The sequence below is a fragment of the Mycobacterium sp. P4_H6 genome, assembly GCF_056400845.1.
Map to the genome: position 1 here is coordinate 91,207 of NZ_JBFUKN010000013.1, position 10,874 is coordinate 102,080.

At 68.5% G+C, this 10,874-nt stretch carries 11 protein-coding genes; 4 read left to right on the forward strand and 7 right to left on the reverse strand.

Translation table 11 applies throughout. The features are described 5' to 3' along the window. Positions 1 to 46: 46 nt before the first annotated feature. From AC1DTF_RS07945 to AC1DTF_RS07965, 5 genes are all read right to left on the reverse strand, one after another. Positions 47 to 1,921, reverse strand: a complete 1,875-nt coding sequence (locus AC1DTF_RS07945; RefSeq protein ID WP_477473669.1) for a peptidoglycan D,D-transpeptidase FtsI family protein — start codon at positions 1,919 to 1,921, stop codon at positions 47 to 49. Further along, the gene (ftsL, locus tag AC1DTF_RS07950; RefSeq protein ID WP_477473670.1) at positions 1,918 to 2,964 is read right to left on the reverse strand and encodes a cell division protein FtsL; all 1,047 of its coding nucleotides are present in this window, start codon (positions 2,962 to 2,964) and stop codon (positions 1,918 to 1,920) included. Before ftsL ends, AC1DTF_RS07945 begins: the two co-directional genes overlap by 4 nt. Further along, on the reverse strand, positions 2,961 to 4,085 hold the full coding sequence (gene rsmH / locus AC1DTF_RS07955; protein ID WP_477473671.1) for a 16S rRNA (cytosine(1402)-N(4))-methyltransferase RsmH: 1,125 nt from the start codon (positions 4,083 to 4,085) through the stop codon (positions 2,961 to 2,963). The genes ftsL and rsmH overlap by 4 nt, the downstream gene beginning before the upstream one ends. Next, a complete protein-coding gene (mraZ, locus tag AC1DTF_RS07960) occupies positions 4,060 to 4,491 on the reverse strand; it encodes a division/cell wall cluster transcriptional repressor MraZ (protein WP_057166640.1) in 432 nt (143 codons plus the stop codon). Before mraZ ends, rsmH begins: the two co-directional genes overlap by 26 nt. A gap of 387 nt (positions 4,492 to 4,878) precedes the next feature. After that, positions 4,879 to 5,286, reverse strand: a complete 408-nt coding sequence (locus tag AC1DTF_RS07965; protein WP_057166641.1) for a DUF3040 domain-containing protein — start codon at positions 5,284 to 5,286, stop codon at positions 4,879 to 4,881. Between the two features lie 254 nt (positions 5,287 to 5,540). Here AC1DTF_RS07965 and AC1DTF_RS07970 point away from each other — a divergent pair, with 254 nt between their 5' ends. Beyond that, a complete protein-coding gene (locus AC1DTF_RS07970; protein ID WP_057166699.1) occupies positions 5,541 to 6,098 on the forward strand; it encodes a GNAT family N-acetyltransferase in 558 nt (185 codons plus the stop codon). 22 nt (positions 6,099 to 6,120) lie between these two features. Then, positions 6,121 to 6,804: an LppM family (lipo)protein gene (locus AC1DTF_RS07975; protein ID WP_057166642.1), complete on the forward strand. Its 684-nt coding sequence runs from the start codon at positions 6,121 to 6,123 to the stop codon at positions 6,802 to 6,804. Between the two features lie 3 nt (positions 6,805 to 6,807). Here AC1DTF_RS07975 and AC1DTF_RS07980 read toward each other — a convergent pair whose 3' ends face one another. Beyond that, positions 6,808 to 7,713 carry a methylenetetrahydrofolate reductase gene (locus tag AC1DTF_RS07980; protein WP_477473678.1) on the reverse strand — a complete coding sequence of 302 codons (906 nt, stop codon included), beginning with the start codon at positions 7,711 to 7,713 and terminating at the stop codon, positions 6,808 to 6,810. A 169-nt stretch (positions 7,714 to 7,882) separates the two neighbouring features. Between AC1DTF_RS07980 and idsA2 the strand changes: the two genes are divergently transcribed. Together idsA2 and AC1DTF_RS07990 are read left to right on the forward strand one after the other, a co-directional pair. Then, complete coding sequence (gene idsA2 / locus AC1DTF_RS07985; RefSeq protein ID WP_057166644.1) at positions 7,883 to 8,968, forward strand: bifunctional (2E,6E)-farnesyl/geranyl diphosphate synthase; 1,086 nt, start codon at positions 7,883 to 7,885, stop codon at positions 8,966 to 8,968. A gap of 4 nt (positions 8,969 to 8,972) precedes the next feature. Then, entirely contained in the window at positions 8,973 to 10,505 is a 1,533-nt protein-coding gene (locus AC1DTF_RS07990) for an alpha-(1->6)-mannopyranosyltransferase A (RefSeq protein WP_477473672.1), read from the forward strand. Here AC1DTF_RS07990 and AC1DTF_RS07995 read toward each other — a convergent pair. Beyond that, the coding region (locus tag AC1DTF_RS07995; protein WP_477473673.1) for an Rv2175c family DNA-binding protein at positions 10,499 to 10,874 on the reverse strand (376 nt) is incomplete at its 5' end. The genes AC1DTF_RS07990 and AC1DTF_RS07995 overlap by 7 nt on opposite strands.

The window sequence follows — 10,874 nt, forward strand, 5'->3', positions numbered from 1 at the left end:
ACAGTACCGGGGAGCAGAACAACGGCCGCGACGACGCGGACCGCGGCTATTCGGCCACCAGTGTCAGCGGCGGACCGGGATCGGCCGACAGCGGCACGTTCTCGCGCTGCAGCAGCCAGGCCGCGATGTTGTGGAACAGCGGGGCCATGGTGGTACCCGGCTGCCCGTCGGCGGTGCGGTGCGGGTTGTCGGCCATGATGCCGACGACGTAACGGGGATCATCGGAGGGAGCCAGTCCGGCGAATGTGATCCAGTAGTGGTCGTCGTAGTAGCAGCCGCAGTTCGGGTTGATCTGCTGGGCGGTTCCGGTCTTTCCGGCGATCTGATAGCCCTCGACCGCCGCCTGCCAGCCGGTGCCCTGCTGCACGCCACGTGGGTCGCGTTGCACGGTGGCGCGCAACATGTTGCGCACCGCCACCGCGGTCGCCGGCGAGACCACCCGGATACCCTCGGGCGCGTCCTCGGCGCTGCGGGTGCCGTCGGCGGCGACGATGGCCTTCACGATCCGCGGCGGGATGCGCACACCGTCGTTGGCGATGGCCTGGTACATCCCCGCCATCTGCAGCAGGGTCATCGAAAGACCCTGCCCGATGGGCAGGTTGGCGAAGGAGCTGCCCGACCACTGATCGATGGGCGGGACCAGACCCGCGCTCTCACCCGGCAATCCGACGCCGGTGCGCTCACCGAGCCCGAACTTGGCCAGCATCTCGGCGTACTTCTCGGGTCCGAAGCGCTGGGCCAGCATCAGGGTGCCCACGTTGGAGGACTTCCCGAAAACGCCGGTGGTGGTGTACTGGTCGACGCCGTGGTTCCAGGCGTCCTTGACCGTGACCCCACCCATGTCGATGGAGCCCGGAACGGACAGCACCTCATCGGGATTGGTCAGTCCCATCTCGATGGCCGTTGCGGCGGTGACGATCTTGTTCACCGAGCCCGGCTCGAAGGGTGAGGCGACGGCCGGGTTGCCCATCTGCTTGGTGGCCTGCCGGCCGACGTCCTGCGAGGGGTCGAACGTGTTGTCGTTCGACATCGCCAGCACCTCACCGGTTTTGGCGTCCAGGACGACCGCGGAGACGTTGCTCGCGCCGGAGACGTCCTTGGCCTGCTGGACCTGCTGCTGGACGTAGAACTGGATGTCGTCGTCGAGGGTCAGTTGCACGGTCGAACCATCGACCGCCTCATGACGGTTGCGCATGCTGCCGGGGATCATCACGCCGTCGGAGCCGCGGTCATAGGTGACCGAGCCGTCGGTTCCGGCGAGCTTGGCATCCATCGAGTCTTCCAGCCCCAGCAGACCGTGTCCGTCCCAGTCGATTCCGCCGACGATATTGGCGGCCAGCGAGCCACCGGGATACTGGCGGATGTCCTGACGCTCGGAACCGACCTCGGGGAACTTGGCCATGATGGCCTCGGCGACGGCCGGATCGACCGCGCGGGCCAGGTAGGCGAAGGAGTCCTTGCCGGTGAGCTTGGCCAGCAGGGTCCTGGCATCGGGCCTGTTGTTCAGCCGGGTCGCGATCTCGGTGGCGATCTCACGAAGCCGGGTGTCCGGATCGGGCTCCTCGGGATCCTTGGCCTTCTCCTCCTCGAGCTGCTTTCGCACCTTCACCGGCTGGAACGTCAGCGCCCGGGCCTCGATGGTGAAGGCGAGCTTGTCGTCGTTGCGGTCGACGATGCTGCCGCGCACGGCTTTCTGCACGTCGGTCACCTTGAGCTGACCGGCGGCCTCCGCGCGCAGACCGGCGGCATTGGAGATCTGCAGATTGAACAGCTGCGCGGCGGCGACGACGAGGACCAGGAAGATGACGACGTTGCCTGCGCGGTGCCGGAAGACGAAGGACGAACTGCGCAAACCGGTCTGGGGCTCCGGGCGACGGATCCGCCGGTCGGTCGCGGCGTGTTCCTGCGACTTGCGACTCATGCCGGCGCCCCGGGCACGGCCACGGCCGCCTCGGGAGCGACCGGAACCTCGACCGGTGCCGGCGCCTCAACCGGTGCGGGCCCGACGTTTTCGATACCGCCGACCGGGCCGGGCTGCGCAGGCAGCTCCGGAGCCGCCAGATGCGGGAGTCCGTCGGCGGGCAGCGGAGCGGGTGGCAGGTCGGMGACGGGCGGCACCGCGGCGGGATCCATCGGGGCGGCCAATGGTGCGGCAGGGGCGAGCGGGGCGGTCAGTGGCGTCGCGGGAACCGGGGCCTGCGCCCGCGGTGGTACCCGCACCACGACCTCGCGTGGGTCCACGACCCGGGGTGCCGGCGGCGCATCGGCGGCCGGACGTGCCGGCCGCTCCGTCACCGGGGTGTCATCGGGCAGCGGGGAGTTCAGCGGCGGCGGCGGAACACCCTCGGCCGGCTTGGGTGTGCCCACCACCACCCAGGCGCCGGTCGCATCCTGCACCAGATGCGCGGTGTCACGGGACGGGATCATGCCCAGTTCGCGGGCGGCCTCGGCCAGCGCCGGCGGGGCCTGCGCCTCCAGCACATCGCGTTCCAGGGCTTCTTTCTGCTGGGCCAGAGCCTGATTCAGCTGACGTGCATGCCCGAGCTGATAGGAGCGTTCAGCGGCATCGGTGGACAGCCACAGCGTGACGCCCAGTCCGATGCCGAGGGCGCCGATGACCAGCACCACGAACGGCACCCGCGCCGCAAGGGTGCGCGGGTTGAACTCGATCTCGGACAGCCGGGCGATCAGCCGTTCCCGCAGTGGCAGACGGACAACCTTGGGGGCCTTGGCCTTACGTGCCTTGGCGCGGGCCTTGGCCTGGCTGGCGTTCTTGGGCCGGGCGGGCGCGTCGGCGGGACGCCGCATCGGGGTGCCCTTCGGCGCCGACCGCTGCGGACGCTGCTCGGGCGCACCGCGGCGCTTGCGGGCCGGCGTTTCGGTCTGCCGGGCGCGGGCACGCTGGGGGTTGCCGCGCCGAGCCTCGTCGGCGCCGGGCACCGGTGCGGGTCGCTTGCCCTTCATGAGTGGTCCTTTCCGGCAACCTTTTCCAATGCCCGTAACCGCACCGAGGCGCTTCGCGGGTTCCGTTCGATCTCGTCGGCGTCGGCCTGTTCGGCCCCGCGGGTCAGTGAGACGAATTCGGCTTCATACCCGGGTAATTCGACCGGGAGCCCGGGCGGCGTGCGGGATGCCGTGGCGGCGGCGAACAGTCCCTTGACGATCTTGTCCTCCAGCGACTGATAGGCCATCACGACAATGCGCCCGCCGCCGGACAACGCCGCCAGCGAGGCCGGCAGGGCATCACGCAACGAATCGAGTTCGGCGTTGACCGCGATCCGCAGCGCCTGGAAGGTCCGCTTGGCCGGATGGCCACCGGTGCGCCGGGTCGCGGCGGGAATCGCCTCGTACAGCAGTTCCACCAGTTCGGCGGTGCTGTTCAGCGGTTGCCGCGCACGACGTTTCACCACTCGGGAGGCGATCCGGCTGGCGAAACGCTCCTCGCCGTATTCGCGCAGCACCCGCGTGAGCGCCCGCTCGTCGTAGGTGTTGAGGATGTCGGCCGCGGTGAGTTCGGCGTCGGGATCCATCCGCATGTCCAGTGGCGCGTCGTGTGCGTAGGAGAAGCCGCGGTCGATCAGGTCCAGCTGCATCGAGGACACACCGAGGTCGAAAAGCGCTCCGTCGATGGTGATTTCGTCCCGCTCGGCCCAGTAACCGTCGTAGCGGGTGCGGACGAACCGGAAACGGTCGCCGAAGGGCGCCAGCCGTTCGGTGGCGATGCGCAGCGCATCGGGGTCGCGGTCCAGGCCGACGACATGCAGTCCGGGCAGTTCGGTGAGGAAGCGTTCGGTGTGCCCGCCGGCACCCAGGGTCGCGTCGACCAGGACTGCTCCGGTGCCGTCGGGGTGGTGACGGGTCAGTGCCGGCCTCAGAAGCTCGACGCAGCGGTCGAGGAGGACGGGGACGTGGCCATGATCGGAATCGTCAGGCACTGCGGCTCCCCTGTTGCGAAGGGGCGCCCCTGCAACGGGGTCCCTGTCCGAGGGTGCGGACCTGGCGTCGGGGAAGTACGCCAGGGCCGGTTCGGACAGAGGCCGCGTTGCACGGGCAGGGTGGTCAGATGATGTCGCGAAGAGTGTCATCGCTGGCCGCGGAGAAGGTCTCTTCGTGGGTCTCCTGGTACTGCAGCCAAGCCTGTGCGTCCCAGATCTCCAGGTGACCGAGCGAGCCGATCACCACGCATTCCTTGGACAGGTTGGCGTACCGGCGATGTTCGGCCGACAGGGTGATCCGGCCCTGTGCGTCGGGATGCTGCTCATCGGCACCGGCCGCAAGGTTCCGCACATAGGCGCGGGCCTGAGGATCGCTGCGTGAGGCGAGCATCGCCTTCTCGGCCAGCTTCTCGAACTCCGTCCGCGGGTACACGGCCAGGCTGTGATCTTGGTGCTTGGTAACCATCAACCCTCCTGCCAGTGCGTCGCGGAACTTGGCGGGCAATGTCAGTCGCCCTTTGTCGTCGAGCTTGGGCGTGTAGGTGCCGAGAAACATCTCGCCACCTCCCACCACTCGGTTGGATCCCGAGTCGCTTCTGCCCTCTTGGCGGAGCTCCGGTTGCTCCGTTGTCCGCCACTTTACCCCACAATCCCCCACTTAGCTCCATTTGCTGCCACCGAGTTGGTCCCACGCCCCACTCCAGGACCACGAGCGCCCCTATGCCCCACCCGCCATATCCCCCTGACACCGGCCCGGTTGGGCGAAACCGCAGCTAGAGGCGCCAGTAGACCCTTTGCGGGCACTGGTGGGGAGCGGTGGGGAGAAAGTGGGGACGCCGCCCTGACACCGCCGACACGCCGCGGTTCCTGGGGGTGCCATCGGGCAGAAAAAACGGGGCAGCTCCTTACGGAGCTACCCCGGTGGGGAGAAGTGGGTTACCCGCTACTCGTCGAAACGCCGACGGAACCGATCCTCCATGCGGCTGGTGAAGGATCCGCCGCCGGAGCTCTTACCGCGCTTGGGCCGCGCCGAACCCGACGAGGGCGCCGACTTGTCGGTCGGACCGGACGCGCGCGAGCCGGTGATCGCGAACACCACGCCACCGAACATCACGATGAAGCCGATGACCGAGAGGATGGGCAGGCCGCCGATCCAGGTCGCATTGATGGCGACGCCGGACACCAGCATCGCGAGGCCGACGACGAAGAGTGCGACACCCTGCAACCGACGACGCGCCGAGGGGGCCCGCATGGCGCCACCCCGAACGCTGGACGCGAATTTGGGGTCCTCGGCATAGAGCGCGCTTTCAATCTGGTCGAGCATGCGCTGCTCATGATCGGAGAGTGGCATCCGTCCCTCCTTATCCGCGCCCTGGTCCGGTGGTTCCGGAACCGTGTCATCAACGTGTAGTCCGCCCGCGATCACGGACGTCTGATCACCATGATACGAGGTCAATCTGAGCCGTACCACCTACTTGGTACACGATTGTATGACGTGCAACACCAAAGCCGGTCATCACCTCACCCGCGCGACCACAACCCCCGACCCGGGCCCGATAATGAACGGTGACCGTGCGCACCGAACAAGACCGCGAAGGACACCCGTTGTCGACATATCTGGTGGACCTCTCGGCCGATGTGATGCGCCAACGGCTGTCCGAGGCTCTGACCGTCTACGTCGAGGCGATGCGCTATCCACGTGGCACCGAAGAGCAGCGTGCGTCGATGTGGCTGGAGCACACCCGCCGGCTCGGCTGGAAGGCCGTCGCGGCGCTCGACGGCACCGAGCTGCTCGGGGTGGCCTACGGCTACAGCGGGGCGCCCGATCAGTGGTGGCAGCAGCAGGTGGTGCACGGCCTGCGCCGCACCGGTACCGATCCCGAGCAGGCAGACGCGCTGCTCGGTGACTATTTCGAGCTCACCGAACTGCACATCCACCCGCGCGCCCAGGGCCACGGGCTCGGCGAGGCGCTGGCCCGCCGACTGCTCGCCGGACGCACCGAGGCACACGTGTTGCTGTCCACACCGGAGATCAACGGCGAGGCAAACCGTGCCTGGCGGCTGTACCGCCGGCTCGGGTTCGGGGATGTCATCCGCGACTATCACTTCGCCGGGGATCCGCGGCCCTTCGCCATCCTTGGCCGGTCGCTGCCCCTGGACTGACCGGGTCTGGCACGATTACCGGGTGCACGCGCGCCCCCGTCGCCACCGGCTTCCCGCCCTGGTCCTGCTGCTGTTGATCCTCGTTCCACTGGCCGTGGGCTGCGTGCGGGTGCGCGCCTCGATCACGGTGTCCCCCGACGACCGGGTGTCCGGCCAGATCGTTGCCGCCGCCATCCCCCGCGACGGCGACGACAAGGGACCGCAGCTGCTGAACTCGTTGCCGTTCAGCAACAAGGTGGCGGTCTCCAAGTACGAGCGCGGTGACTACGTCGGCTCGCAGGCGGTCTTCTCCGATCTGACCTTCGCCGAACTGCCGCAGCTGGCGAACATGAATCGCGACGCCGCCGGGGTGGACATCTCACTGCGCCGCGCCGGGAACCTGGTGATCCTGGAGGGCCGGGTCGACCTCACCTCGCTCGGCGATCCGGAAGCCGATGTCTCGCTGAGTGTGTCGTTCCCCGGCGAGGTGACGTCCACCAACGGGGACCAGGTGTCCAGCGACGTCGTCGAGTGGAAGCTCAAGCCCGGCGTGGTCACCACGATGAACGCCCAGGCCCGCTACACCGATCCCAGTGCGCGGTCGTTCACCGGCGCCGCGATCTGGCTGGGCATCGGATCGCTGGTGGTGGCGGGCATCCTGGCCTCGGTGGCGTGGGTGAGCCGCGACCAGTCACCACGCGTCGGCCAGGCCGACAAGACAGCCTGAACCTCAGGCCGCCAGGCTCATCCCCAGGTTGGCCAGCACCTCACCGGTGGCCCGGGCGAAGTTCAGGGTGCAGAAGTGCAGGCACGGCGCGCCCTCGGCGATCAGCCGCACACTCATCTCGGTGGCCATCTCGATGCCGATCTTGCGCACCTCATCGCGGTTCTCGACCGGGCCGTCCCCGGCCGCTGCGGTCAGCCGGGCCAGCAGCGCCGGCGGGATCGCCGAACCCGACAGCTCCACCTGACGCTGCACCGTGCGCAGCGAGGTGATCGGCATCAGGCCCGGGATGATCGGTTTGGCCGCCTGCTCCGGGTCGACGGCCGCCACCCGGTCACGTAACCGCAGGTAGTCATCGACCTCGAAGAACATCTGGGTGATGGAGTACTCGGCGCCCGCACGCAGCTTGGCCACCAGGTTCGCGGTGTCGTTGGCCAGGCCCCCGGCGCGCGGATGGCCCTCCGGGAAGGACGCCACGCCGACGTGGAAATCGCCGAGCCCACGTACCAGCTCCACCATCTCGGTGGCGTACTCAAGCCCGTGGGGGTGCTTGATCCATTCGTCGTGCACCCCGCCCTGCGGGTCGCCGCGCAGCGCGAGCACATTGGTGATGCCGCAGTCGGCGAACGCCCCGATCATCGAACGCAGTTCCGCCACGCTGTGCCCGACCGCGGTCAGGTGCGCGACCGGCAGCAGCGTGGTGTCGCGAGCCAGCTCACGCACCACCCGCACGGTGCGGTCCCGGGTGGAGCCCCCGGCACCGTAGGTGACCGACACGAACGCCGGCGTCATCCGCTCGAAAACGCGCGCCGCCCGCCACAGCCTGGCCTCGGCATCGGCGTCCCGCGGCGGGTAGAACTCCACCGAGAAGGGAACCCGGTCGCGGCCGATCTCGGCGATCCGGTCCACCACCGAGGTGGTGCGGCTGACGCCCCGCGCAGCGCCACCGCGCACATTTGACACGACGACAGCATAATTGCGTGCTTGTAAGCGCGCCTGACTCCCATGACCCACCGGCGACGCTCTACGCTGAAGACGCTCGGGGGAGCAAATCGGGATCAGAAAGGGGCGACCGCTGAGCGTGTACACAGCGGCACCGTCGGCCGCCGAGTTGGTGAACGCCGTGGTCGAGCAGTTACGGCAGTATCTGGCCGAACGCCGGCGCGATTCCGCCTACATCGGTCCCGAGTACGCCGAGCTGACGGCAGCCCTCGAAGAATTCGTCCTGCGCGGCGGCAAACGCGTGCGACCACTGTTCGCATACTGGGGCTGGCGCGCGGTCGCCGGCGAGGACCGGCCCTCCGACGCGGATGCGCTGCGGCTGTTCTCCGCGCTGGAACTGCTGCACGCCTGCGCCCTGGCCCATGACGACGTGATCGACGCCTCGGCCACCCGCCGCGGACTTCCGACCGTGCACCGGCATTTCGCCGACCGGCACCGCGCCAACAACTGGCATGGCTCCTCCGAGCAGTTCGGTCTGTCGGCGGCGATCCTGCTCGGCGACCTGTCGCTGGTGTGGGCCGACGACATCGTCGCCACCGCCGACCTGCCCGCCGACGCACACCTGCGGGTGCACAAGGTGTGGGCCGACATCCGCACCGAGGTCCTGGGTGGGCAGTACCTCGACATCGTGGCGGAATCCAGTGGCGCGGACTCGGTGGCCTCGGCGATGAACGTCAACACCTACAAGACCGCCTCCTACACGGTGTCCCGCCCGCTGCAGCTCGGCGCGGCCGCCGCCGCCGACCGCCCCGATGTGCAGGCCGTCTTCCATCAGATCGGCACCGACCTCGGGGTGGCCTTCCAGCTGCGCGACGACGTGCTCGGCGTGTTCGGCGACCCCCAGGTCACCGGCAAGCCATCCGGTGACGACCTGCGTTCCGGCAAGCGCACCGTGCTGTTGGCCGAGGCGGTCGAGCTCGCCGAACGCACCGACCCGGCGGCGGCGAAGCTGCTGCGCGAGTCGATCGGCACCGAGTTGACCGATGTGGCCGTCAAAGAGGTCTGCATGGCCATCGAATCGGTCGGTGCGCTGGCCGCCGTGGAGAGCCGCATCGACATGCTGAACCGCCGCGCCATCGAGGCGCTCAACGAGGCCCAGATCGACCCGGAGGCCAAGATCGGCCTCGCCGAGCTGGCCAGTCTGGCGTCGAACCGGTCCGCCTGAGGAGATGACCACCCCGGCATCGGTCGAGTCCACGAGAAGTGGCCTCAACAAGCAGCTGTCCCGGTTGCTGGTGTTCGCCGCATCGCCCGAGGCACGGCCGGCCCGGCTGGGCTTTCTCGGCGCGGCACTGATCACCGCGGGCGGGCTCGGGGCGGGCAGCACCCGTCTGCACGATCCGCTGCTGGAGTCTCTGCACATGTCCTGGCTGCGTTTCGGCCACGGCCTGGTGCTGTCCTCGCTGCTGCTGTGGGGCGGCGTCGCGCTGATGCTGCTGGCCTGGATGTGGTTGGGCCGGCGCGTGGTCGACCGCACCGCCACCCAGTACACGATGCTGGCAACCACCGGTTTCTGGTTGGCGCCGCTGCTGTTGAGCGCACCGGTGTTCAGCCGCGACACCTACTCCTATCTGGCCCAGGGCGCCCTGCTGCGCGACGGTTTCGATCCGTACGTCGTGGGCCCGATCGAGAATCCGAACTCGCTGCTCGACGATGTCAGCCCGATCTGGACCACCACCACCGCCCCGTACGGCCCGGCGTTCATCCTGATCGCCAAGTTCGTCACCATGATCGTCGGCAACAACGTCGTCGAGGGCACCATGCTGCTGCGGCTGTGCATGCTGCCGGGGCTGGCCCTGCTGATCTGGGCGACGCCCCGGGTCGCACGCCACATCGGCGCCAACTCGGCTGCGGCACTGTGGATCTGTGTGCTCAATCCGCTGGTGATCATCCACCTGATGGGCGGCGTGCACAACGAGATGCTGATGGTCGGGCTGATGATGGCCGCGATCGCGCTGACCTTCGGCGGCAGACCGATCATCGGGGTCGGCTTCATCGCCACGGCGGTCGCGGTCAAGGCGACCGCGGGTATCGCGCTGCCGTTCATGGTGTGGGTCTGGATGCGGCGACTGCGCGACACCCGTGGCTACCGTCCGCTGCCGGCCTTCGCCTTCGCGACCGCGGCGTCGGTGGCGATCTTCGGAGCGGTGTTCGCGGTGCTGTCCCTGCTCGCCGGGGTGGGCCTGGGTTGGCTGACGGCACTGGCCGGTTCGGTGAAGATCATCAACTGGCTCACCCTGCCCACCGCGGCGGCCAACCTGATCAACGCGATCGGCGGACTGCTCATGCCGGTCAATTTCTACGCCGTGCTGGAAGTCACCCGCATCATCGGCATCGCGATCATCGCGATCTCACTTCCGTTGCTGTGGTGGCGTTTCCGGCACACCGACCGGGACGCGCTGACCGGTATCACGCTGGCGCTCGGCGTGGTGGTGCTGTTCGTGCCCGCCGCGCTGCCCTGGTACTACACCTGGCCACTGGCGGTGCTGTCCACGCTGTGGCAGAGCCGCGCCGCGATCGCTCTGATCGCCGGCTTCTCGACGTGGATCATGGTGATCTTCAAACCCGACGGCTCACACGGCATGTATTCGTGGATCCACGTGCTGCTGGCCACCGCGTGTGCGGTGGCGGCCTGGTATTCGCTGTCCAGGGCACCCGAGCACGAACCGGTCAGTAAGCCACGACCGGCGCCCGGTCAGTAAGCCATCGCCTGCGCGCGCCGCACCACCTCGCGGGCCTGGTGGGAACGCAGCGCGTCTACCGGCCTGGCGTTCTCCTGGCGATCGGTGCTGCCGTCCCGGCTCACCATCAGCGACGGATCCGGGGTGAACAGCCAGCGCATCGCCTCGGTGACGTCGAAACCACCGTCCTTGAGGACGACGAGCAGCCCTGGAAGGGGCTTGACCACGGTGCCCTTCTCGTCGAAGAACACCTTCGGCACGACGAGGGAGCCGTTGCGGCGCACCGCCATCAGGTGGCCGTCACGCAGATGCTGATGCACCTTGGTGACCGAGACGCCGAGAAGCTTCGACACCTCGGCCAGTTCGAGGACAGTTTCGTCGGGGTCGAGG

Coding starts and splice junctions, on each gene's coding strand:
- AC1DTF_RS07945 (WP_477473669.1), bottom strand. CDS start 1,921: ATGAGTCGCAAGTCGCAGGAACACGCCGCGACCGACCGGCGGATCCGT.
- rsmH (WP_477473671.1), bottom strand. CDS start 4,085: ATGACACTCTTCGCGACATCATCTGACCACCCTGCCCGTGCAACGCGG.
- mraZ (WP_057166640.1), bottom strand. CDS start 4,491: ATGTTTCTCGGCACCTACACGCCCAAGCTCGACGACAAAGGGCGACTG.
- AC1DTF_RS07965 (WP_057166641.1), bottom strand. CDS start 5,286: ATGCCACTCTCCGATCATGAGCAGCGCATGCTCGACCAGATTGAAAGC.
- AC1DTF_RS07990 (WP_477473672.1), top strand. CDS start 8,973: ATGACCACCCCGGCATCGGTCGAGTCCACGAGAAGTGGCCTCAACAAG.